This is a genomic window from Tepidimonas sp. (assembly GCF_046292505.1).
Lineage (GTDB): Bacteria > Pseudomonadota > Gammaproteobacteria > Burkholderiales > Burkholderiaceae_C > Tepidimonas.
In genome coordinates this window covers 25,121-48,163 of sequence record NZ_JBKBQX010000001.1, presented here as the reverse complement: position 1 = coordinate 48,163, position 23,043 = coordinate 25,121, and the positions used below count along the sequence as shown (strand labels likewise).

Annotated in this window: 17 protein-coding genes; 4 read left to right on the top strand and 13 right to left on the bottom strand. The window is 70.0% G+C overall.

Annotated elements, in window-relative coordinates; genetic code table 11:
* Positions 1–20: 20 nt before the first annotated feature.
* The 5 genes from ACK4TH_RS00200 to ACK4TH_RS00180 form a co-directional block, all read right to left on the bottom strand.
* A complete protein-coding gene (locus tag ACK4TH_RS00200; protein ID WP_409620944.1) occupies positions 21–1,280 on the bottom strand; it encodes an acyl-CoA dehydrogenase family protein in 1,260 nt (419 codons plus the stop codon).
* A gap of 32 nt (positions 1,281–1,312) precedes the next feature.
* Positions 1,313–2,392, bottom strand: a complete 1,080-nt coding sequence (locus ACK4TH_RS00195) for a phosphotransferase (RefSeq protein ID WP_409620941.1) — start codon at positions 2,390–2,392, stop codon at positions 1,313–1,315.
* A 45-nt stretch (positions 2,393–2,437) separates the two neighbouring features.
* Positions 2,438–3,184 (bottom strand): Crp/Fnr family transcriptional regulator, encoded by a 747-nt coding sequence (locus ACK4TH_RS00190; RefSeq protein WP_409621631.1) that lies wholly within the window; start codon positions 3,182–3,184, stop codon positions 2,438–2,440.
* 75 nt (positions 3,185–3,259) lie between these two features.
* The gene (locus ACK4TH_RS00185; protein WP_409620938.1) at positions 3,260–4,039 is read right to left on the bottom strand and encodes an oxepin-CoA hydrolase, alternative type; all 780 of its coding nucleotides are present in this window, start codon (positions 4,037–4,039) and stop codon (positions 3,260–3,262) included.
* A 4-nt stretch (positions 4,040–4,043) separates the two neighbouring features.
* Positions 4,044–5,579, bottom strand: coding sequence for a 3-hydroxyacyl-CoA dehydrogenase (locus ACK4TH_RS00180; protein WP_409620935.1), 1,536 nt, complete (start codon positions 5,577–5,579; stop codon positions 4,044–4,046).
* Positions 5,580–5,679: 100 nt separating this feature from the next.
* Here ACK4TH_RS00180 and ACK4TH_RS00175 point away from each other — a divergent pair, with 100 nt between their 5' ends.
* Positions 5,680–7,572 carry a FimV family protein gene (locus tag ACK4TH_RS00175; RefSeq protein WP_409620932.1) on the top strand — a complete coding sequence of 631 codons (1,893 nt, stop codon included), beginning with the start codon at positions 5,680–5,682 and terminating at the stop codon, positions 7,570–7,572.
* Between the two features lie 43 nt (positions 7,573–7,615).
* On the opposite strand, the gene ACK4TH_RS00170 is transcribed toward ACK4TH_RS00175, so the two are convergent.
* Positions 7,616–8,623: a D-2-hydroxyacid dehydrogenase family protein gene (locus ACK4TH_RS00170; RefSeq protein ID WP_409620929.1), complete on the bottom strand. Its 1,008-nt coding sequence runs from the start codon at positions 8,621–8,623 to the stop codon at positions 7,616–7,618.
* Positions 8,624–8,731: 108 nt separating this feature from the next.
* Here ACK4TH_RS00170 and ACK4TH_RS00165 point away from each other — a divergent pair, with 108 nt between their 5' ends.
* Entirely contained in the window at positions 8,732–9,961 is a 1,230-nt protein-coding gene (locus ACK4TH_RS00165; protein ID WP_409620926.1) for an MFS transporter, read from the top strand.
* 7 nt (positions 9,962–9,968) lie between these two features.
* Here the strand turns inward: ACK4TH_RS00165 and ACK4TH_RS00160 are convergent, their stop codons facing one another.
* The 7 genes from ACK4TH_RS00160 to dapC are packed head-to-tail and all read right to left on the bottom strand — an operon-like array spanning position 9,969 to position 18,407.
* Complete coding sequence (locus tag ACK4TH_RS00160) at positions 9,969–10,952, bottom strand: RsmB/NOP family class I SAM-dependent RNA methyltransferase (RefSeq protein ID WP_409620923.1); 984 nt, start codon at positions 10,950–10,952, stop codon at positions 9,969–9,971.
* A 5-nt stretch (positions 10,953–10,957) separates the two neighbouring features.
* Positions 10,958–12,958: an ABC-F family ATP-binding cassette domain-containing protein gene (locus tag ACK4TH_RS00155; protein ID WP_409620920.1), complete on the bottom strand. Its 2,001-nt coding sequence runs from the start codon at positions 12,956–12,958 to the stop codon at positions 10,958–10,960.
* Positions 12,955–13,890 carry a 50S ribosomal protein L3 N(5)-glutamine methyltransferase gene (prmB, locus tag ACK4TH_RS00150; protein WP_409620917.1) on the bottom strand — a complete coding sequence of 312 codons (936 nt, stop codon included), beginning with the start codon at positions 13,888–13,890 and terminating at the stop codon, positions 12,955–12,957. The genes ACK4TH_RS00155 and prmB overlap by 4 nt, the downstream gene beginning before the upstream one ends.
* A gap of 5 nt (positions 13,891–13,895) precedes the next feature.
* Positions 13,896–15,062, bottom strand: a complete 1,167-nt coding sequence (dapE, locus tag ACK4TH_RS00145; protein ID WP_409620912.1) for a succinyl-diaminopimelate desuccinylase — start codon at positions 15,060–15,062, stop codon at positions 13,896–13,898.
* 27 nt (positions 15,063–15,089) lie between these two features.
* On the bottom strand, positions 15,090–16,256 hold the full coding sequence (locus tag ACK4TH_RS00140) for a PilT/PilU family type 4a pilus ATPase (RefSeq protein ID WP_409620909.1): 1,167 nt from the start codon (positions 16,254–16,256) through the stop codon (positions 15,090–15,092).
* A gap of 38 nt (positions 16,257–16,294) precedes the next feature.
* The gene (gene dapD / locus ACK4TH_RS00135) at positions 16,295–17,119 is read right to left on the bottom strand and encodes a 2,3,4,5-tetrahydropyridine-2,6-dicarboxylate N-succinyltransferase (protein WP_409620907.1); all 825 of its coding nucleotides are present in this window, start codon (positions 17,117–17,119) and stop codon (positions 16,295–16,297) included.
* 43 nt (positions 17,120–17,162) lie between these two features.
* The gene (dapC, locus tag ACK4TH_RS00130) at positions 17,163–18,407 is read right to left on the bottom strand and encodes a succinyldiaminopimelate transaminase (RefSeq protein WP_409620904.1); all 1,245 of its coding nucleotides are present in this window, start codon (positions 18,405–18,407) and stop codon (positions 17,163–17,165) included.
* Between the two features lie 43 nt (positions 18,408–18,450).
* On the opposite strand from dapC, the gene smc reads away from it, so the two are divergent.
* On the top strand, positions 18,451–21,984 hold the full coding sequence (smc, locus tag ACK4TH_RS00125; protein ID WP_409620901.1) for a chromosome segregation protein SMC: 3,534 nt from the start codon (positions 18,451–18,453) through the stop codon (positions 21,982–21,984).
* Positions 21,981–23,042: a cell division protein FtsZ gene (locus ACK4TH_RS00120; RefSeq protein WP_409620898.1), complete on the top strand. Its 1,062-nt coding sequence runs from the start codon at positions 21,981–21,983 to the stop codon at positions 23,040–23,042. The genes smc and ACK4TH_RS00120 overlap by 4 nt, the downstream gene beginning before the upstream one ends.
* Position 23,043: the final 1 nt, after the last annotated feature.

Sequence of the window (23,043 nt, the reverse complement as noted above, 5' to 3'; positions counted from 1 at the left end):
CGCCGCCCGCGCCAGCCGGCTCAGCAGCCGCGCGTGATCGGCATCTCCACCTCCGGCGCGCGCACCAGGTGCTTGGCCAGCTCCAGCTTGGCGATCGCGTTGCGGTGCACCTCGTCCGGGCCGTCGGCCAGGCGCAGCGTGCGCTGGTTGGCGTAGCTGCGCGCCAGCGGCGTGACCTGCGAGACGCCGGCGCCGCCGTAGGCCTGGATGGCCCAGTCGATCACCTGGCAGGCGACGTTGGGGGCGACGACCTTGATCATCGCGATCTCGGCGCGCGCGGCCTTGTTGCCGACCGTGTCCATCATGTAGGCGGCCTTGAGCACCAGCAGGCGCGCCTGCTCGATCATGCAGCGCGCCTCCGCGATGCGTTCCTGCCAGACGGTCTGCGCGGCGATCGCCTTGCCAAAGGCGACGCGCTCGTTCAGCCGGCGGCACATCAGCTCCAGCGCGCGTTCGGCCGCACCGATCGAGCGCATGCAGTGGTGGATGCGCCCGGGGCCGAGCCGCCCCTGCGCGATCTCGAAGCCGCGCCCCTCGCCGAGCAGGATGTGGTCGGCCGGCACGCGCACGTCCTTCAGCTCGATCTCCATGTGGCCATGCGGTGCATCGTCGTAGCCGAACACCGACAGCGCGCGCACGACGCGGATGCCGGGTGTGTCGGCCGGCACCACGATCATCGACTGCTGGGTATGGCGCGGCGCCTCGGGGTTGGTCTTGCCCATCACGATGTAGACCGCGCAGCGCGGATCGCCTGCGCCGGACGACCACCACTTGCGCCCGTTGATGACGTAGTGGTCGCCGTCGCGCTCGATGCGGCACTGGATGTTGGTGGCGTCCGACGAGGCCACCTCCGGCTCGGTCATCAGGAACGCCGAGCGGATTTCGCCGCGCAGCAGCGGCTCCAGCCACCGCTCCTTGAGGGCCTCGCTGGCGTAGCGCTCCAGCGTCTCCATGTTGCCGGTGTCGGGGGCGGAGCAGTTGAACACCTCCGCGGCCCACGGCACGCGGCCCATGATCTCGCACAGCGGCGCGTATTCGAGGTTGCTCAGACCTTCCGGGGCACGCGGGGAGTTGGGCAGGAACAGGTTCCACAGGCCCGCGGCGCGCGCCTTGGGCTTGAGGTCTTCGATCAGGCGCGTGGGGATCCAGGCGTTGCCGGTGGCGCGGTTGGCTTCGACCTCCGCCTCGTACCGGTCCTCGTTGGGGTAAATGTGTTCGTCCATGAAGGCCATCAGGCGTTCACGCAGGGCTTGGACGCGGGGGCTGTAGGCAAAGTCCATCGGGGTCTCCGGGGTCGGGTCAGGGGTGGGGGTCAGCGCGCCTGTTGCGCAAAACGCCAGGCCAACTGGGCGAGGGGGCGGGCGCCGGCCGCGCTCTGGCGGGCCTGGGCACTGGAGGCGATGCCCAGCTCCACCCGTTTGGCGATGCCTTGCAGGATGGCCGCCAAGCGGAAGGCGTTGTAGGCCAGGTAGAACGGCCAGTCGCGGCGCAAGGCCTGCGGGGTGGCAAAACCGGTCTGTTGGCAGTAGCGCTCGATGTACTCGTCCTCGGACGGGATGCCCAAGGCCGCCCAGTCCAGCCCGGCGATACCGCGGAAGGCACCGGGTTCGATGTGCCAGGACATGCAGTGGTAGCTGAAGTCCGCCAGCGGATGCCCCAGTGTGGACAGCTCCCAGTCCAGCACCGCCACGATGCGCGGCGCCGTGGGGTGGAACATCAGGTTGTCCAACCGGTAGTCGCCATGCACCACACTGACCAGCCGTTCGTCGCGCGCCATGTCGGGCAGGTGGGCGGGCAACCAGGCCATGAGCGCATCCATTTCGGGGATGGGGTCGGTGATGGAGGCGACGTATTGCTTGCTCCAGCGCGCGATCTGGCGCTCGAAGTAATTGCCGGGCTTGCCGTAATCGGCCAGTCCCACGGCCCGCACATCCACCCGGTGCAGGGCGGCGAGCACGCGGTTCATTTCCAGGTAGTGCGCGCGGCGCTGATCGGGGTCCATCCCCGGCAGCGACTGGTCCCACAGCACGCGGCCCTCGACGTGCTCCATGACGTAGAACGCGCGGCCGATGACGGACTCGTCCTCGCACAGCACATGCATGCGCGCCACGGGCACGTCGGTGGCGGCGAGGGCTTGCATGACGCGAAACTCGCGCTCGATGGCGTGTGCCGACGGCAGCAGCTTGGCCACCGGTCCGGGCTTGGCGCGCATGACATACACCCGCTCCGGGGTGACGAGGCGATAGGTCGGGTTGGACTGGCCGCCGGGAAACTTTTCGATGGACAGTGGCCCGGCAAAGCCCGGCAAGTGCGCGGTCAGCCAGCGCTCCAGCGCGGCGACGTCGAGAGCGTGGCGGGCGACGGTGTCAGCAGGCGAGGGGGTTTCGGGCATGGCTGGCAGGGGGACAAGCCGACCCACCCGCCGTCCGGCCGGGGGTCAGGGTTCGGATTCGACGATGCGCATGAGCTGGCCACGGTCGCGGATCACCAAGCCACCCGGTTCGATGCGGATGGCACCGTCGCGCTCCATGGCCTTGAGCTCCTGGTTGACGCGCTGGCGCGACGCACCGAGCAACTGGGCCAACTCTTCCTGGGCCAGTTGCAGGCCGATGCGCGTTTCTTGCCCATTCGACAGGCAAGGCACGCCGTAGGAGCGGCACAAATGCAGCAGCTGCTTGGCCAGCCGCGAGCGCAGGGGCAGGGTGTTCAGATCCTCCACCAGACCGAACAGCGTGCGAAGGCGCCGCGCCTGCAAGCGCAGCAGCGCCTCGTACAGCTCCACATGCTGGTCCAGGATTTTTTGCAGATCGCTGCGCGCCACGCACAACAAGGTCGTCGGTCCGTGGGCGTAGGCATCGTGGGTGCGCGCGTCGCCGTCGAACATCGCGATGTCGCCAAACCACACGCCCGGCTCCACGTAGGTCAGTGTGATCTGCTTGCCCGTGATGGAGGTGGAGCTCACACGCACGGCACCCTTGGCCACGGCGGTCCACAGCGCCGGCGGATCGCCGCGTGCGGCGATCAGATCGCCGTCCTGGTAGCGTTTGACGAAGGCGCATCGGAGGATGTCGTGCCGCAGCGACGGTGAAAGACTGGAAAACCAGCGACCTTGGTTGATCGCTTCCCGTTCTTCCATTGTCAGAATGGGCTCGTCGAAAGGCTGTCGTATGAGCGACTGGGGCATCATGGGTTTGTCTCCTCGGTGACCCGCGCCGGCCGGCGTGGCGCAAGGGCCCTGCCGGCGGCGCAGCCGGTTCACTCAGCGGTATTGGGCGGCGCGTTTGTCCAGGAAGGCACGGATGCCTTCGCCCGCATTGGGGTGGTGCAGATTGCGCACGAAATGGTCGCGCTCGTCGCGCAGTTGCGCCGGCAGCGATTGCGTCAGCGCATCATTGGCCAGCGCCTTGATGCTGGCCAGCGCGTTGGGGGCCTTGGCGTTGAGCCGCTCCGCCAGCGCCAGCGCGTCGGCGAGCGCCGCACCCGGGGCGCTGACCGCCGTGACGAGGCCGAGTTGGTGCAGCCGCTCGGCGCCGACGCGCTCGCCCAGCATCAGCAGCTGCAGCGCGGTGGCGCGCGGCAGCTGGCGCAGCAGGCTCCAGGTGGCGCCGCCGTCGGGCGACAGCGCCACGTTGACGTAGGCCATCACGAACACCGCGTCGCGCGCGGCCACCAGCAGGTCGCACGCCAGCGCGAGCGAAAACCCTGCCCCGGCGCAGGCGCCCTCCACCGCGGCGATGACGGGCTTCGGAAAGCTGCGGATCGCCTCGATCCAGCTGTGCAGCGCCTCGATGCTGTCGGCCTGCACCTCCGGCGGCTGCTGCCGGTTGGCCAGCAGCCGCTGCAGGTTGCCGCCGGCGCAGAAGGTGCCGCCGTCGCCGGTGAGGATGACGCTGCGCACCTCGGCGTTGCGTTCGGCGGCGATCAGCGCCTCGATGCCGGCGACGTAGATCTCCGGCGCCAGTGCGTTGCGCTGTTCGGGGTTGTGGATCGTCAGCACCAGCGTGCCGCCGTGGCTGTGGCTTTTGAGCGTGGCGGTCATCGCATCACTCCTCCGGGTGCAGCAGGCTCAGGCCCAGCGCACCGCGGCGGCGCAGCCACGGCGAGGGGCGGTAGCGCGGATCGCCATAGACGGTCTGCAGGTTGAACAGGATCTCCAGCACGCTGGCGGCACCGACGCGGTCGCCCATGGCCAGCGGCCCGGCCGGGTAGCCCAGCCCCAGCGTGACGGCGGTCTCGAGGTCGCCGGGCGTGCAGATGCCTTGCTGGCAGATGTCGGCGGCGATGTTGACGATGGTGGCCACCACGCGCTGCGTGACGAAGCCGCCGCTGTCGCGGATGACGCTGACCGGCTTGCCGTCGCGTGCGAACAGGGCGTGCGCCGCGGCGCGCATGTCGTGGCGCGTGGCGGGGTTGGTGGCCAGCACTCGGCGCTTGACGGCACCATCCGGCAGCAGCATGTCGATGCCGACGGTGCGGCCGGGGTCGAGCCGCTCCACCGCCGCCACCGTCGTGACGTCGTGGCCGAGGGGAGCCACCACGATCAGTGCGTGCGGCGACGGTTGGGCGGCGGTCTCGATCGTTGCCCCCAGGTCCTTCAGCAACTGCAGCAGTTCCGCGCGGCGCGCGGCGCGCCCGGGCAACCACACCGGCGGCAGCGTGTCCAGCACCGGCGCAGAGGGCTCGGCCGGCACCTGCGCCTGTCCATCGACATAGCGGTAGAAGCCTTCGCCCACCTTGCGCCCGACCACCCCGCCGGCCAGCCGCTGCGCCGCGATCACGCTGGGGCGAAAGCGTGGCTCCTCGTAATACTGGTGGTAGATCGACTCCATCACCGGCTGCGAGACGTCCAGCGCCGTCAGGTCCAGCAGCTCGAACGGCCCCAGGCGAAACCCCATTTGGTCCTTGAGGATGCGGTCGATGGTGGCGAAGTCGGCCACGCACTCGCCGGCGATGCGCAGCGCCTCCGTGATGTAGCCGCGCCCGGCGTGGTTGACGATGAAGCCCGGCGTGTCCTGCGCCAGCACCGGGGTGTGGCCCATCTCGCGCGCGAAGGCGGCCAGCCGTTCGCCCACCGCCGGGTCGGTCTTGAGGCCGCGGATGACCTCCACCACCTTCATCAGCGGCACCGGGTTGAAGAAGTGAAAGCCCGCCAGCCGCTGCGGGGCGCGCAGCCGGCTGCCGATGGCGGTGACCGACAGCGACGAGGTGTTGGTGGCCAGAACCGCATCCGGTCCAACGATGTCCTCCAGTTGGGCAAACAGCGCTTGCTTGACGTCCAGCCGCTCGACGATGGCTTCGATGACGAGGTCGCAGTCCGCCAGCGCCTCCACCCCCGCCGCCGGCACCAGCCGTTGCAGGCACGCCGCGGCCTCATCGGCGGTCATGCGGCCCTTGGCCACCAGCTTGTCCCAGGTGTCGCGCAGGGCGGTGCGGGCGGCCTCGACGGCAGCGGGTTGCGCATCCACCAGGTGCACGGTGCTGCCGGCCTGGGCGGCGATTTGGGCGATGCCGCGACCCATGGCGCCGGTGCCCACGAGGCCAATGTTGCAAAAAGTCAAACGGTTGGAGGCTTGGGACATGCTCAATGCGGTCTCGTTTGGAACGGATGTGACAGAATCGGCCAACCAGAGTGAGAGTGCGTTTCGAAGCGCGTATCGGTCAGTCCACAGAAATCCCCGCATGCACCCCAAATCCGCGTTGACCAGCTTGCTGCTCGTGGCGGCCGTGCAGGGTCACGCCCAATCGCTGGGGGCGGTACAAGGCGCCGTCATTATCGGGCGGCCGCTCGATATTGTGGTGCAAAGCCCAGGGGCCACGGGGGACGACTCGGGCGCTCAGTGCGTGCAGGCGGATGTCCGCTATGGCGAAATGCGCCTGAGCCCGTCGGATGTCAGCGTCACTGTCGAGCGCGATGCGGCGCAGGCGACGGGCGTGTTGCGGGTGCGCACACGCCTGCCGGTCAACGAGCCGTTCGTCACCCTCGAACTGCGCGTCGGCTGCCCCATGCGCTTGACCCGCGCTTACATGCTGTTGGCAGATGTGGAGCCGGTTCGCCCCGCGCCCCCGTCTGCGGTAGCGGCGCCCGTTCGGGCGCCGTCGGCCGCCCCGGCGCCGGCGGATCGGCCCAGCGCGGCGGTGGTCTCACCGGCCAACCCCGTTGCCCCCGTCGCACGACAATCGGCACCGGAGACCCCAATCCGGCCGCTGACCACGGCCCCGCGCCCGGCGGGCGTCGCGCGTCTGGCCTCCAAGGCCAAGCCGGTGGCTGCGGCGGCGCCTGCGGTGCGCGAGGCGAGGGGACAAGCCCGCCCCGCCCCCCCGGTGCCCGCATCCCCTGCCGGGCCCCGGCTGGAGCTGGAGCCGGTGGATATCGCACAGGCGCCCGGCACCAAGGCGGGTGGCGACCCGGCCGGTGTACCGGCAGCCGCCCCTGCCGATGCCACGGCACCCGCCGCGGAGCCGAACCCGGCCGTGCAGCAGGAGCTGGCCTCGCTGCGCGCCGAGCAACAGCGCCTGCTGCTTGCCGTCGAGAGCCTGAACCGCGAATTGACGGCCGCCCGCAACACCCGCGGTGACGGCATTCTGTATGCCCTCGCCGGGGTGATCGTGGTGCTGTTGGGCGCCCTGCTGTGGCTGCTGCGGCGGCGTCCCGCACCGGTGGCCCCGGTCCCCTCCGCCCCGTGGTGGGCGGCGCCCGCACAGCGCGGTGCGGGGGCGGATGCTCCCCCGGCGCCGGTGCCGACGCCCGCCGCCGAGGCGATGGCACCGATCCAGTCGGCCACAGCGGGCGATGTCACGGCGGCCACGACCGGGTCGAGCGCTCCGAGGCTGGGCGATCACATGGCCGGTCTGGAGGTCAGCGAGGCCGGGGCATCGGTGTTCCAGGAGGTGCCGATTGCGCTGCTCGACGTCGCTGCGCTGCACGAGCTGTGGGAGCGGGTCGATTTCTTCGAGTCGCTCGGGCAGGCTGCGGATGCAGTGGCCGCCTTGCGGGCCTTCGTGCTGGCGCACCCCCGCGCCAGCGAAGCGCCGTATTTGCGCTGGTGGGCCCTGGCCCGCAAGCACGGTCTGGACACACGCTCGCCCCAGGCCATGTACGAACAGCATTACCAGCGCCTGCTGGCGGTTGCCGAGTCGGCCGATGGCGTGGAGGCCGACCCGGGGCTGGTGCGAGCCTTGACGCGTGGCTGGCCGGGGGATGCCGCGCGGGCGATGCTCGAGTCGGCGCTCGCCTCCCAACCGGGGGATCCTTCCGCGCCACTGCAGGTGCGCACCCTGGCGGCGTTCGATGATCTGATCGTGCTGCACGGGGTGCTGGATCTGCTGCCGGTGTTGGCACAGGCCCCGCAGGCTCCATCGGCCGCACCGGCAGACTCGCCGGCGGCTGCGGCCGATGGCGTGGCCTCGGCGCTCGACTTCGAGCTGCCGGACATCACCGATTTGCCGCCCGCGCCCACGATGACACCCACACCGGCACCGCTTGCCGCCGGTGCTGCGCCATCCGATGGGGCGCTGGACTTCAATTGGAGCGGTTGGCAGCCGCCAGCCAGCAGCGCGCCCCCGCCCCGCTGAAGAGTCGAGGCTCTCGGAGCCCGGGCGGCTTTGGCGTACGGCGTCAGCGGCGCACGTGCAGCGCCCCCGGGTTGACGATGTGGGTGGGCGTGCCTTTGATGTAGTTGACCACATTGTCAAACGCGGCCGAAAAATATTTCTCGTAGCTGTCGAGCTCGACGAAGCCGATGTGCGGCGTGCAGATGCAGTTTTCCAGCCGCAGCAGGGCGTGGCCTTGCAGGATGGGTTCGGTCTCGAACACATCGACGGCGGCCATGCCGGGGCGACCGCGGTTGAGGGCCGCGACCAGGGCATCGGGCTCGATCAGTTCGGCGCGCGAGGTGTTGACCAGCAGCGCGGTGGGTTTCATGCGCGACAAGTCCTCCAGCGTGACGCAGCCCGTCGTTGCATCCGCCAGCCGCAGATGCAGGCTCAGCACATCGCTGTGGGCGAACAGGTCGGCTTGGTTGTCGAAGGTGTCGTGACCATCGGCCGCGGCGCGCGCACGACTGGCTTCGCTGCCCCAGACGGCGACGCGCATGCCGAAGGCCCGTCCGTATCCGGCGACGATCTGCCCGATCCGGCCATAGCCCCAGATACCCAGTGTTCGACCGCGCAGCACCTGCCCCAGCCCAAAATTGGGTGGCATGGACGCCGCCTTCAGCCCCGACTGCTGCCAAGCCCCGTGCTTGAGGTGGCTCACATACTGCGGGATGCGCCGCATGGCGGCCATGATCAGCGCCCAGGTCAGCTCGGCGGGGGCTACTGGGTCGCCCACCCCTTCCGCCACGGCCACCCCATGCTCGGTACAGGCCTGCACATCGATGTGGCGGCCGACCGAGCCCGTCTGAGCGATCAGCTTGAGCCGCGGCAATTTGTCGAGCAACTGGCGCGTGATCTGGGTGCGTTCGCGGATCAGCACGACGATGTCCGCGTCGCGCAAGCGTACGGATAGCTGCCCCACCCCCTTGACGTTGTTGGTGTACACCTTGGCCGGGTAGGGGTCGAGCTTGTGCGCGCAGGCGAGCTTGCGCACGGCGTCCTGGTAATCGTCGAGGATCACGATGTTCATAGAGGGCTATTGTGCCCCTTGGCCGGCGCCCGCCGCCTCGCGCCGCCTTCCGGGCCACTGTCACCCCGGCGCCCGCTGCGCGGGGGCGGCTCGCGTACCATGGCGGTCATGTCCACCGTCCCTCCCGAAGCGGGCCGTCCCCACGCGCCCGCCCCCGTGCCCTGGCAGCGCGATGCGACCGTGATCGGTCTGGTCGGGCTGGCGCACGCCACCTCCCATTTTTCGCACCTGCTGCTGGCGCCGCTGTTTCCGCTGTTCATGCGGGAGTTCGGGCTGAGCTTCTCCCAGGTGGGGCTGTTGACCAGCGTGTTTTTCGTCATCTCGGGTGTGGGGCAGGCGCTGTCGGGTTTTCTGGTCGACCGCGTCGGGGCCCGGCCCGTGCTGTTCGGCTCCATCCTGCTGTTCATGGGGTCGGCCCTGGCGGCGGCCCTGTCCCACGGGTATGCCGGGCTGTTGCTCGCCGCGGTCCTGGCCGGGCTGGGCAATGCGCCGTTCCACCCGGTGGATTTCTCCATCCTCAACCAGCGGGTCTCGCCTCCGCGCCTGGGGCACGCCTTCAGCGCGCACGGGCTCACCGGCAACCTGGGCTGGGCCCTGGCGCCGGTGTTTCTCGTGGGGATTACCGCGCTGGGCGACTGGCGCTGGGCGTATTGGGCGGCCATTGCCGTGTATGCGGGGGTGCTGGCGGTGCTGTGGTGGCAGCGCGAACATCTCTACACCGAGGTGGTGCCGCGCCGCCACGGGGCCACCCGAGCTGACGATCTGGCCTTTTTGCGGCTGCCCGTGGTGTGGTGGTGTTTTGGCTTCTTCCTGCTGTCCACCATGACGCTGGCGGTGGTTCAGACCTATTCGGTGTCGATACTGAAGGCGGTGCACGCCGTGCCGTTCGAGACGGCGACGTTGACCGTGACCGCCTACATGCTGGCGGGGGCAGTGGGTATGTTCGTGGGCGGTTTCGTCGCCGCCCGGGCGCGCGCCGTCGATCGCGTGGTGGCCTGGGCCATGGCCGCGGGCGCGGCACTGATGCTGCTGGCCGCGACCGGCTGGCTGGGGGGCAGCGGCTCGATGGCCTTGCTGGCGATCACGGGGCTGGCGGTCGGCATCGGGGGGCCGAGCCGCGATATGTTGATCAAGCGCGCCACTCCGAAAGGCGCCACAGGGCGCGTCTACGGCACGGTGTACTCTGGCCTGGATACCGGTTTTGCGATTGCGCCGCTGGTGTTTGGCGTGCTCATGGACCACGGCTGGTACGCCGCGACGTTGGCGGGCGGCGCGCTGACGCTGGTGCTGGCCGTCGGCGCGGCGCTGGCGGTGGGTGGCCGCACGCGCGCGGCGTGAGCCAAGGTCAGCCGCGCTTGCGCAGCCGGCACAGGAAAAAAGCGTCCGTCCATTCGGTGGGCAGCACGCGACGGGCGAGTGCCAGGTCCGGATGCAGGGGCTGCTGGCGCCACGCCGTCAGGCCGGGCAGCGCGGGCAAATCCACCGGCCAGGGCAGGGGCTCTGGCCAGAGATCATCTCGCTCGCGCAGCAGCGCATCCAGTACGCACTCGTCCTCCTCGGGCGACAGGGAGCAGGTGCTGTAGACGAGCACGCCCCCCGGTTTGAGCGCATCGGCCGCGGAGCGCAGCAGCCGGCTTTGCAGCGTGGCGCTGGTCCGAACTTTTTTGGGGCTCCAGTGCGCCCACGACGTGGGGTCTAGCCGCGTGAACTGCGCTTCGGACGAGCAGGGAGCGTCCAGCAGCACACGGTCGAATCGACCGGGGACCAGACGCCCGACCTGGGCGCCGTCTTTCAGGTAGAGCTGGGCGTTGCGCACCCCCAGCCGCTGCAAATTGGCCTTGAGGCGAAAGAAACGCGCCCGCACCGGCTCCACCGCGGCCAGGCGCCCCCGGTTGGCCATGCAGGCAGCAATCAACGCCGTCTTGCCGCCGGGGGCGGCGGCCAGATCGAGCACCTCTTCACCCGGTTGGGGCTGCAGCGCCCACACCGCCGCCATGCTGGCCACGCCCTGAATGTAAAGGCTGCCATCGGTGGCCAGCGGATGGCGGGTCAGCGCGTCCCGTTCATTCGCCAGCAGTCGGAACACGCCCTCGACGCCCGCCACCGGCTCCGGGCGCAGCGGTGCCAGGGCGGCCAGTACCGCCGCCGCTTCCGGCGCGCGTAGCGGATTGACGCGAAACACCACCGCCTTCGGCGCGGTGTAGCTGGCGTCCACGCGCGGCCGCAGAACAGGCGGTATCAACGCGTCCAGCACGGCCGAGAAGGCTGGCGGCAACGGGGGCAGTGCCGGCTGGGCGAGCAAGGTCGGGGATGACAGCGGCGCGGTCACGGCGGTCAGGTTGGTGTGGCGTCCGCATCGGCCTGGGCCGACTCGCGCTCCAGCGTTTCAATGGTTTCTGCGACGATCAGCCAACGCTCCTCGACTTCTGCGAGTTCGGCCTCGACGGCCTTGAGGCGCCGGCCGGCTTCGGCGATGTCGGTGCGGTCGGCGCTGTGGGCCAGCCGCTCGTGCAGAGCGCTCTGCTCGGCCTGCAGGGTATGCAGCCGCGCTTCCAGCGCATCGCGCTCGCGCCGGTGGGGCTTGAGGCGTTCGGCCAGTTGTTGGCGTCGCTGCGCTTGTTGGCGGCGCCGCTCCTGGGGGGTGACGGAGGGGGAGCGTGGCGCGGTGTTTTCACGCCCGTCGGCGCGGTGGGTCAGGGCCTCGCGGCGCTGGCGGGCCACGTCCAGCAAGTGGCGCTGGTAGTCGTCCAAATCCCCCTCGAACGGCGCGAGCCGTCCGTCGCTGACCAGCCAAAACTCATCGCAGACGGTGCGCAGGAGGGCGCGGTCGTGGCTGACCAGCATCACCGTGCCCTCGAAGGCGTTGAGGGCCATGCCGAGCGCCTCGCGGGTGGTGAGATCGAGGTGGTTGGTCGGCTCGTCCAGCAGCAGCAGGTTGGGCCGCTGCCACACCAGCAGGGCCAGCACCAGCCGCGCTTTCTCGCCACCGCTCATCGTGCCCACGGGCTGCGTCACGGCGTCGCCGCTGAACTGGAAGCTGCCCAGAAAGGTGCGCAAATCCTGCTCTCGGGTGGACTGGCCGATCAGGGTTCCGGCCGCCTCGGCCTCGCGGGCGATGCGCACCAGGTGTTGCAGCGGGTTGTCGTCGGCGCGCAGGATGTCCAGTTCCTGCTGCGCAAAGTAGCCGATGCGCAGGCCCTTGCCGGGCACGATGCGGCCTGCCAGCGGCGGCAACGCGCCAGCGATGGTCTTGACCACCGTGGACTTGCCCTGGCCGTTGGCGCCCAGAATGCCAATGCGCTGCCCCGGCAACACGCTGCGCCGGATGCCTTGCACGACGGCGCGCGGGGCCTGACCGTCGGCACCCGGGTAGCCGGCGGACACGTCGTGCAGCGTGAGCATGGGGTTGGGCAGGGCGTCGGGGTTGGCGAACTCGAACTGAAAGTCCGCGCTCGTCAGCACGGGGGCGAGGCGCTCCATGCGCGCCAGCGCCTTGAGGCGGCTTTGCGCCTGTCGCGCCTTCGTGGCCTTGGCCCGGAAGCGGTCGATGAAGCGCTGCAAGTGCGCGATGCGCTCCTGCTGACGCGCATAGGCCGCCTGCTGCTGCTCGATCTGCTCGGCGCGCATCTCTTCGAAGCGGCTGTAGTTGCCGCCGTAGCGCGTGAGCCGGCCCTGATCCAGATGCAGGGTGACGCGGGTGACCGCGTCCAAAAACTCCCGGTCGTGGCTGATGACGACCAGCGTCCCTTCATAGCGCTGCAGCCAGCTCTCCAGCCAGACGAGGGCGTCCAGGTCCAGGTGGTTGGTTGGTTCGTCGAGCAGCAGCAGGTCGCTCGGGCACATCAGCGCGCGGGCCAGTTGCAACCGCATGCGCCATCCGCCGGAAAATCCGTTGACCGGCCGGTCCCAATCCGCGGGACCGAAGCCCAGGCCCAGCATCAGGGCCTGGGCACGTGCCCGGGCGTCGTGGGCACCGGCATCGGCGAGGGCCGTGTGTGCCAGCGCGATCGCCTCGCCATCGCCGCTGGCGTCGGCCGCGGCCTGTTGCGCGCGCGCCTCGAGCAAACGGGTGTCGCCCGCCACCACGAAGTCGGTGGCCGGCTCGGCCGTCTCGGGCATGTCTTGCGCCACATGGCTGATGCGCCAGTGGCGGGGCAGGGTGGATTCACCGCCATCCTCGTGCAAATCCCCGAGCCACAGCGCGAACAGACTGGATTTGCCGGCACCGTTGCGGCCCACCAGGCCGACCTTCTCGCCGGGGTGGAGGGTGACGCTGGCGCCGTTCAGCACGACCTTGGCGCCCCGTCGCAGGCTGACGTCGCGCAAGGTGATCATGGTGTGGGACGGTGCGGGTCGGGGGGCAGATCGGCCTGAGCCGCGGCCAGTGCGTCGCGGGTGATCAGCAGCACGGCATGATCGCCGCCGCTGGTGTGCAGCCAAACCACGGGCAGGGTGGGAAAAGCGCGCTCGAAGTGCGCCCGCTCGTGCCCGATTTCCAGCACCAGCACGGCGTCCGGATTCATGTGGTCGAGCGCATGGGCGAGCAGGTGCCGCACGAAGTCCATGCCGTCGTCGCCACCGTCAGGCCCGCCATCCAGGGCCAGTGCCGGCTCGGCACGATACTCCGCCGGTAGGGCGTCCATGCGCGCGCGGCTGACGTAAGGGGGGTTGCACAAAATCAGGTCGTAGCGGTCGCCCAGCGCGGACCAACCGTCCGACTGCAGCAGGCGGATGCGGTCCTGCAGTCCGTGGCGCGCGACGTTGCGGGCCGCGACCGCCAGGGCATCGGCGCTGACGTCGCTCGCATCGACCGTGACCTCGGGCCACGCGAGTGCCGCCAATACGGCCAGCGACCCGTTGCCCGTACACAGGTCCAGCACCCGGTGCGTGTGCGCGCCCAGCCAGGGGTCGATGGGGTCGGCCTGCGGGGCGGCCGCGATCAGCTCCGCGATGAAGCTGCGCGGCACGATCACGCGCTCGTCCACATCGAACGGCACGCCCTGCAGCCATGCCTCACCGGTCAGGTAGGCGGCCGGCTTGCGGGTGCGGATGCGGGTGTCGATCAGCGTGCGCACCGCCTCGGCGTCGCCGGGTGCCACCGGGTCGGCGGCGTGGGCGTGCAGGTCGAGGTCGAGGGGGAGGCCCAGCCGCCACAGCACCAGCCAGGCGGCTTCGTCCCGGGCGTTGGTGGTGCCGTGCCCAAAGGCGACGCCGGCGGCGTCGAGCCGGCGTTCGGCCTCGTCGATGAGGGCGGCGAGGGTGCTCATCCCCGTCATGCCACGCCCGCCAACCGCTCCAGCGTGCGGCGGTAGATCTCCGTGAGCGGCTCCAGATCGGCCAGCGCAATGCACTCGTCGATCTGGTGAATGGTGGCGTTGGGCGGGCCCAGTTCCACCACCTGCGGGCAAATCTGCGCGATGAAGCGCCCGTCGCTGGTGCCGCCGGTGGTGGAGAGTTCGGTGTCGAGTCCCGTGACGTCGCGGATCGCGGCGCTCACCGCATCGACCAACGGCCCGCGTGGGGTCAGGAAGGGCAGGCCACCGACCGTCCAGCTCAGCTCGTAGTCGGTGCCGGGCTGCAGGCCGTGCCGCTCCAAAATCTCGTGCACGCGGGTTTGCAGCCCCTGCGGGGTGGATTCGGTGCTGAAGCGGAAATTGAAGTCCACCACCACGGTGCCGGGGATGACGTTGCTGGCTCCGGTGCCGCCATGGATATTGCTGACCTGCCAGCTGGTGGGCGGGAAGTGGGCGTTGCCCTCGTCCCAGCGCGTGGCCACCAGCTCGGCCAAGGCGGGCGCCAACAGGTGGATGGGGTTGCGTGCCAGGTGCGGATAGGCGATGTGGCCCTGGATGCCCTTGACGGTCAGTCGCCCGCTCATGGTGCCGCGGCGGCCGTTTTTGATCATGTCGCCGGTGCGCTGCACGCTGGTGGGCTCGCCGACGATGCACCAGTCCAGCCGCTGGCCGCGCTGGCGCAGCGCCTCGCACACCACCACGGTACCGTCGCGCGCGGGTCCCTCCTCGTCGCTCGTGAGCAAAAAGCCGATCGACAACGCCGGTGTCGGGTGCGCATGCAAAAACGCCTCGCACGCGACGACCATGGCGGCCAGCGACGCCTTCATGTCGCTGGCACCGCGGCCGTAGAGCTTGCCATCGCGGATGGTGGGGGCAAACGGGTCGCTGTGCCAGCGCTCCAGGGGCCCGGTCGGCACCACGTCGGTATGGCCGGCAAAGACCAGCACCGGCGCGTCAGGGCTGGCTGCGGGCCGCAGCGCCCACAGGTTCGTCACGCGAAAATCATCCGGGCCACTGGCGATCGTCTCGCAAGCAAAGCCCAACGCCGTCAGCCGCTCGGCCAGCAGCGCCTGGCAGCCGGCGTCGTCGGGCGTGACGGAGGGACGGCGAATCAAAGCCTCGGTGAGGCGGAGGGTCTCGGTCATCGGGACAAAGCGCAGCGCCCGTGGCGCTCAGGATTTGGGGGGAAGAAAACCGTCGAACGACGGGCCGCCACCCTTTCCGGGCTCGCCCGTAGTGGCGGGCGCCGCGGCGTGTGCGGTCGCCGCGGCGCGTGCGCGGTCGTCATTTTGCAGCCGCCACAGCAGGTTGGTCGGCGAATCGGCGTAGGCCAGTCCCTCCTCGCGCGTGATGCGCCCGGACAGGATCAGCCGCGCCAGGTCGGCCTCGAAGGTCTGCGACTCCTCGGCCATGGACTTTTCCAGCGCCTCGCGCACGCCGAAGAAGTCGGCTTTCTCAATCAGCTCGCTGATCAGCCGCGTGTTGACCATGACCTCCACCGCCGGCGTGCGGCCGCCGTCGACCGTGCGCAGCAGCCGCTGCGACACGATGGCCTTCAGCGACGAAGCCAGGTCGTTCAGCATGGTCGGCCGCACCTCCACCGGGTAGAAGTTGAGAATGCGGTTGAGCGCCTGGTAGCTGTTGTTGGCGTGCAGCGTGGCCAGCACCAGGTGGCCCGACTGCGCGTAGGCGATGGCCTGCGACATCGTCTCGCGGTCGCGGATCTCGCCGATCAGGATGACGTCCGGCGCCTGGCGCAGCGCGTTCTTCAGCGCGACGTTGAGCGAGGCGGTGTCGGTGCCCACCTCGCGCTGGTTGACCACACTCTTTTTGTTCTTGAACAGGTACTCGATCGGATCTTCGATCGTCAGGATATGGCCGGTGGTGTTCTCGTTGCGATGGTCCAGCAGCGCGGCCAGCGTCGTGCTCTTGCCCGAGCCGGTCGAACCCACCACCAGCATCAGGCCGCGCTTGGCCATGATCATCTGCGTCAACACCGGCGGGATGCCGAGCTCGCTGACCTTGGGGATCTGCCCGCTGATGAAGCGCACCACCACCGCGCAGGTGCCCCGCTGGCGCATCGCGCTGATGCGGAAGCGCCCGACCTCGGGCATGGGTATGGCGATGTTGAGCTCGCCCGTGCGGTCGTACTCCTGCAACTGCTCGGGCGTGACCACCTCCGCCAGCAGCCGGTACGGACCGTCCGCTGGCAAGGCCTGGGCGTTGACTGGCATGGACACGCCGTTGATTTTGATGAGCACGGGCGACGCGGCCGACAGATAGATGTCGGACGCCTTCTTCTCGGCCATCAGCCGCAGCAGCTGCTCCATCGGGCCCATCGCCAGTGTCTTTCTTGCGGTAACGCTCGGGGTCGGTTTCAGTCGCGCAGCAGCTCGTTGAGGCTGGTCTTGGCGCGCGTCTGCGCGTCCACGCGCTTGACGATGATGGCGGCGTACAGGCTGTACCGGCCGCCGTCCTTGGGCAGGCTGCCGCTGATGACCACCGAGCCGGCCGGCACGCGCCCGTACAGGATCTCGCCCGTGGTGCGGTCGTAGATCGGCGTGCTCTGGCCGATGTAGACGCCCATCGAGATGACGGAGTTTTCCTCGACGATCACGCCCTCGACGATTTCGGAGCGCGCGCCGATGAAGCAGTTGTCCTCGATGATGGTCGGGTTGGCCTGCAGCGGCTCCAGCACGCCGCCCAGGCCCACGCCGCCCGACAGGTGCACGTTCTTGCCGACCTGGGCGCACGAGCCGACCGTGGCCCAAGTGTCCACCATCGTGCCCTCGTCGACGTAGGCGCCGATGTTGACGTAGCTCGGCATCAGGATCGCGCCCTTGGCGATGAAGCTGCCGCGGCGCGCCACCGCCGGCGGCACCACACGCACGCCGGTGGCGGCCATCTCCTGCGGGCTGAGGTGGGCAAACTTGGTCTTGACCTTGTCGTAGAAGGCCAGATCCCCCGCCTGCATGATTTCGTTGTCGTTCAGGCGAAAGCTCAGCAGCACCGCCTTCTTGATCCACTGATGCACCGTCCACTGCCCCACGCCCTGGCGGGTGGCGACGCGCAGCCGCCCATTGTTGAGTTCGCTGATCACGTGCTCGACGGCATCGACGACTTCCTGCGGGGCGTTGCCGGGCGAGAGCTGGGCACGGTTGTCCCAGGCGTTTTCGATGATCTGCTGCAGTTGTTGGGTCATGGTCGTAAGCGTGGATCGTGGGGCGGGGCGGCAGGAACGGCCTTCAACCCCGGATGAAGCGGACGATGCGCTCGGCAGCTTCGAGGCATTCGTCCACCTCGGCCACCAGCGCCATTCGAATGCGGCCGGCGCCGGGGTTGATTCCCTGCGCCTCGCGGGCCAGATAACTGCCCGGCAGCACCGTCACATTGTATTGGGCGAGCAAATCCCGGGCAAAGTCGGCGTCGCTGCCGCCCTCGCGCCCGCCAAAGCGCGGCGGCACCCGCGCCCACAGATAAAAACCCGCATCGGGCAATCGCACATCCATCACCTGCGCCAGCCGCGGCGTCACTTGGGCAAACTTGGCGCGGTACTGCTCGCGGTTGGCGATGACGTGGGTCTCGTCCGCCCAGGCGGCAGCGCTGGCTTGCTGCACGGCCACGCTCATGGCGCTGCCGTGGTAGGTGCGGTAGAGGGTGAAGGCACGGATCAGCGCGGCGTCCCCCGCGACGAAGCCGCTGCGCAACCCGGGGGCATTGCTGCGTTTGGACAGGCTGGTCAGCATGATCAGGCGGCGGAAGTCGCTGCGGCCCAGCGCGGCCGCGGCCTGTAGCGCGCCCAGTGGCGGTTCGTCGCGGAAATAGATCTCGCTGTAGCACTCGTCACTGGCAATGACGAAGCCATGCCGGTCGCTCAGCTCGAACAGGCGCTGCCACTCCGCCAGCGGCATCACCGCCCCGGTCGGGTTGCCCGGCGAGCAGGCATACACCAGCCGGGTGCGCGCCCACACCGCGTCGGGCACGCTGTCCCAATCCACGGCAAAGTTGCGTGCCGGGTCGCTGGGCGCGTACCAGGGGGTGGCCCCGGCCAGCAGCGCCGCGCCTTCGTAGATCTGATAGAACGGATTCGGGCAGACGACCACGGGCTCCGGGCCGCGGACGAAGGCGCGCGGGTCGATGACCACCTGCGCCAGCGCGAACAGCGCCTCGCGCGAGCCCAGCGTCGGCAGCACCTGCGTGGCGGCATCGACCGCGATGCCGTAGCGGCGCCGCAGCCAGTCGGCGCAGGCGTTGCGCAGCACGGGCGTGCCGGCCGTGGCGGGGTAGGCGGACAGCCCGCCTGCAGGGTCGTCGATGGCGGCGTGCAGCGCGTCCTTGAGCACCGCCGGCGTGGGGTGCCGGGGCTCGCCGATGCCCAGGTTGATGGGGCGCAGGGCCGGGTTGGGGGTGACGCCGGCCAGCAGCGCGCGCAAGCGTTCGAAGGGGTAGGGCTGCAGCCGCTGCAGCAGCGGGTTGACGTCGGGGACCATGGGCCGCAATGGTAGCCGTTGTGGGCACGTACACTAGCGTCCCGTGCGCCTGCAGACCATCAAGTTATCCGGCTTCAAGTCGTTTGCCGAGCCGACCACCTTCCAGCTCCCGGGGCAGCTGGTCGGGGTGGTGGGCCCGAACGGCTGCGGCAAATCCAACATCATGGATGCCGTGCGCTGGGTGCTGGGCGAGTCCAAGGCCAGCGAGCTGCGCGGCGAGTCCATGCAGGACGTCATCTTCAACGGCACCACCACGCGCAAGCCCGCCCAGCGCGCCAGCGTCGAGCTGGTGTTCGACAACAGCGCGCGCCGTGCCGGCGGCCCCTGGAACCAGTATGCCGAGATTTCCGTCAAGCGCGTGCTGACGCGCGACGGAACCAGCAGCTACTACATCAACCAGCAACCCGTGCGCCGGCGCGACGTGCAGGACGTCTTCCTTGGCACGGGCCTCGGGCCGCGCGCGTATGCCATCATCGGCCAGGGCACCATCAGCCGCATCATCGAGAGCCGCCCGGAGGAACTTCGCCTGTTTTTGGAAGAGGCCGCGGGCGTCTCCAAGTACAAGGAGCGGCGGCGCGAAACCGCCAACCGACTGGCCGACACGCGCGAGAACCTCACCCGGGTCGAGGACATCCTGCGCGAACTCAACGCCAATCTGGAGCGGCTGGAGCAGCAAGCCGCCGTCGCCCGGCGCTACCACGAACTGCAGTCCGCCGCCACGCGCCGCCAGCACCAGCTCTGGTGGCTCAAGCGCCGCGAGGCCGATGCCCAGCTCGCCCAGGTGCGCGCGGAGGGGCTGCAGGCCCTCAATGCGCTGGAGGCGCGCATGGCCGAGCTGCGCCGCATCGAGGCGGACCTGGAGGCCATCCGCCAGGCCCACTACGACGCGGGTGAGACCGTCAACCGTGCCCAGGGTCGCCTGTACGAGGCGGGCGCCGAGGTGGCCCGCTTGGAAGCGGAAATCCGCTTCGTCGTCGAGGGCCGCCAGCGCGCCGAGCAGCGCCAGGTGGCCCTGACCCAGCAAATCGCCGACTGGCGCGCACGCGCCGAGGCCGCCGCCGACGCGCTGGCAGCGCTGGACGAGCAAGAGGTCGGCGCCGCCGAGCAGGCCGAGGTGCTGGCCGCTCGGCTGGAAGAGCAGTCGTTGCGCCTGCCGGCGCTGGAGGATGCCCAACGCCAGGCACAAGCGCGCCTGGCCCAGCAGCGCCAGCGCGTGCACGAGGTCCAGCAGGCCATCGGCGTGCTGGCGGCCGAGCAGCGTGCCCTGGACGAGCAGGCCCGGCAGCTGCGGCAGCGCCTCGACCGGTTGCACGGTGAGCGAACCGCCGTCGCCCCGCCCGATGCCGAGCGCCTGCTCCATTGGCGCGCGGAGCTGGAGGCGGCCGAGGCCGCCCTGGCCATCGCCGAGGAACGCCTCGCCGACGGTGAAGCCGCGTTGCCGCACACCGAGGCCGAGCGCCGCGACGCCCAGCAGGCCGAGCACGCCGAGGCGCGACGCGCGGCCGAGTTGCAGGCCCGCCTGCAGGCCTTGCGCGCCCTGCAGGACAAGCTGCAGACCGACGAGCGACTGCAACCCTGGCTGCAGCACCACGGCCTGGAGGGGTTGGCTGGCCTGTGGACCCGGCTGGATACCGAGCCGGGGTGGGAGACTGCGCTGGAGGCCGCGCTGCGCGAACGCCTGCGTGCCCTGCAGATCGGCCAGCTCGACGCCGTGCGCGCTCTGGCGCGCGAGGCCCCACCGGCCAAGATGGCCTTCTTCACCGCCGTGGTGGGCGGGACATCGGCGGCACAGGCCGACGCTCTACCCGGTTGCACACCCCTGATCGAGCGCCTGCGGCTGCACGATGCGACCTTGCACCCCGTGCTGGCCGCATGGTTGCACGGCGACTGGACGGCGCCCGATCTGGACACCGCCCTGCACCTGCGCGGCAGCCTCACGCCTGGTCAGCGCATCTACACCCCGCAGGGCCACAGCGTCGGGGCACACGACGTGGCCTTCTATGCCGCCGATGATCCGCAATCCGGCCTGTTGGCGCGGGCCCACGAGATCGATAACCTGGAACGCGCCCTGCGCGCCCAGACCCTGATCCACGACGAGGCGCGCACCCGCGTGCAGCGTGCCGAGGCCCAACTGGCCGAGACCATGCAGCAGGTTCAGCAAGCCCGCCGTGATCTGGCCGAGGCGCAGCAGCGCCGCCACGCCATCCAGGTCGAGCTGCTCAAAGGCGAGCAGGCGGCCGAGCAGGTGCGCCTGCGGCAGGAGCGGCTGGCGCAGGACATGGCCGAGGTGCAGGCTGACCTCGAGGCGCTGGAGGCGCGGCGTCTGGAGGCCCAAGCGCGCTTCGAGGCGCTGGATCTGCAATTGGCCGACACGCAGGAGCAGTTGACCCACCTGGAAGACGCCGCCCTGGAGGCCGAGCGCCATGTGGCTGCGGCGCGCGAGCAGGTGCGCGCAGCCGAGCGCCAGGCGCAGGAAGCCGCGTTTGCCCAGCGCGCCATGGCTGCGCGCCGCGCCGAACTGCAGCGCCAGGCCGACACGGCGCAGGAGCAGCAGGCGCGTCTGGCGGCCGAATACGACCACCTGCAGACCGAGTTGCAACGCTTGACCGATGACGCCGCGCGCAACGGCCTGCAGGACGCGCTCGCCGAGCGCCAGCGGCGCGAAGAGGCCCTGGCCGCCGAGCGCAGCCGCTACGACGAGCTGACCGCGCGGCTGCGCGCGGCGGACGAGCACCGGCTGCGTGGCGAGCGCGAACTCGAGCCCCTGCGCGCGCGCATCACCGAGTTCCAACTCAAGGAACAGGCGGCGCAACTGGCTCTGGACCAATACAGCCAATGGCTGGCCGAGGCGGGGGTCGATCTGGAGGCGGTCGGCCAGTCGGTCGAGGCCGACGGCGTACGCCTGCAAGGCCTGCAGGGCGAGATCGACCGATTGCAGCGCGAGATCGCGGCCCTGGGGGCGGTCAACCTCGCGGCCCTCGAGGAGCTCAGCGCCGCGCGCGAGCGGCAGCAGTTTCTGGCCGGCCAATCGCAGGATCTGCAGCAGGCCATCCAGACGCTGGAGGACGCCATCCGCAAGATCGACGCCGAGACACGCGAACTGCTCGCGCACACCTTCGAGACCGTCAACGGCCACTTCGGCCGCATGTTCCCCGAACTGTTCGGCGGTGGACAGGCGCGCCTGATCATGACCGGCGAGGAAATCCTGGATGCTGGTGTGCAGGTCATGGCCCAACCCCCGGGCAAGAAGAACCAGACCATCCATCTGCTGTCCGGTGGCGAAAAGGCGCTCACCGCCATCGCCCTGGTGTTTGCGATCTTCCAGCTCAATCCGGCGCCGTTTTGCCTGCTGGACGAGGTGGACGCGCCGCTGGACGATGCCAATACGGAACGCTACGCACGCCTCGTGACCCAAATGAGCCGCGAGACCCAATTCCTGTTCATCAGCCACAACCGCATCGCCATGGAGATGGCCCAGCAACTCGTGGGCGTGACCATGCAGGAGCAGGGCGTCTCGCGCATCGTCGCCGTCGACATCGCCGGCGCCGTGTCCATGATGGAGAACCCGACACCATGACGCTGAGTCCCTTGCAAATCGGCCTGATCGCCGTCGGCGTGGTCGTGCTCCTGGGCGTCTGGGCCTATCACCGGTGGCAGACGCGGCGGTTGGCGCCGCGCCGCGCGCCTGCCGCCGCGGCCGATGCGGACGGGGCACCGCCCAGCGCCGAGCGGCTCGAACCCACCCTGGGTGCCGACGCCGCCACCGTCAGCCCCGACCGCACGGCCGCCCCGGCCGCCGCCGGGCTGGGAGGACTGTCGCCGCGGCTGGACGTGATCGTGCCGCTGCAATTGGAAAAGCCCGTCTCCGGCGATGCCGTGCTGCAGTCCTTGCCGGGCACACGGCGCATTGGCAGCAAGCCCTTCTTCATCGAAGGTTTGCCCGAGGACGCCGCCGACGACAGCGCCTGGGAGCCGCCGCGCCCGGGTCAGCGCTACCGCGCCCTGCGCGCCGGGTTGCAACTGGCCAACCGGGCCGGCCCGCTCAACGAAATCGAGTACTCCGAATTCGTCCAAAAGCTCGAAGCCTGGGCCGAGCACCTGTTGGGCGTGGCGGATTTTCCCGACATGATGGCCGTCGTGCAGCAAGCCCGCGAACTGGACCAGTTCGCCGCCGTGCACGACGCCCAGCTCACCTTCACCCTGCGGGCGCAGCGCGCCGCCTGGAGCCCGGGTTACGTGGCGCAGCACGCGGGCCGTCTGGGCTTCGTGCCCGGGGCCCTGCCGGGCCGCATGGTATTGCCGGCCACCCAGCCCGGGGGGGCGCCACTGCTGGTGCTGCGGTTCGAAACCCAGGCCGCGTTGGCCGACGACCCCGAACTCGCCGTGTTGCGCGAAGTCCGCTTGACCCTCGAAGCCACCCATGTGCCGCGCGAGGAGCGCCCCTATCAGCGCTTGCGCGAACTGTCCACGGCGCTGGCCGCCTCGATGGACGGCTGGGTGACGGATGAGGCGGGGCAGTTGCTGGACACCGAAGCGCTGGACCGCATCGGCGGTGAGCTCGAGCAGCTCTACGAGGCTCTGGAGGAGCGGGCATTCCCTGCCGGGTCGCCCGATGCCCGCCGCCTGTTCAGTTGAA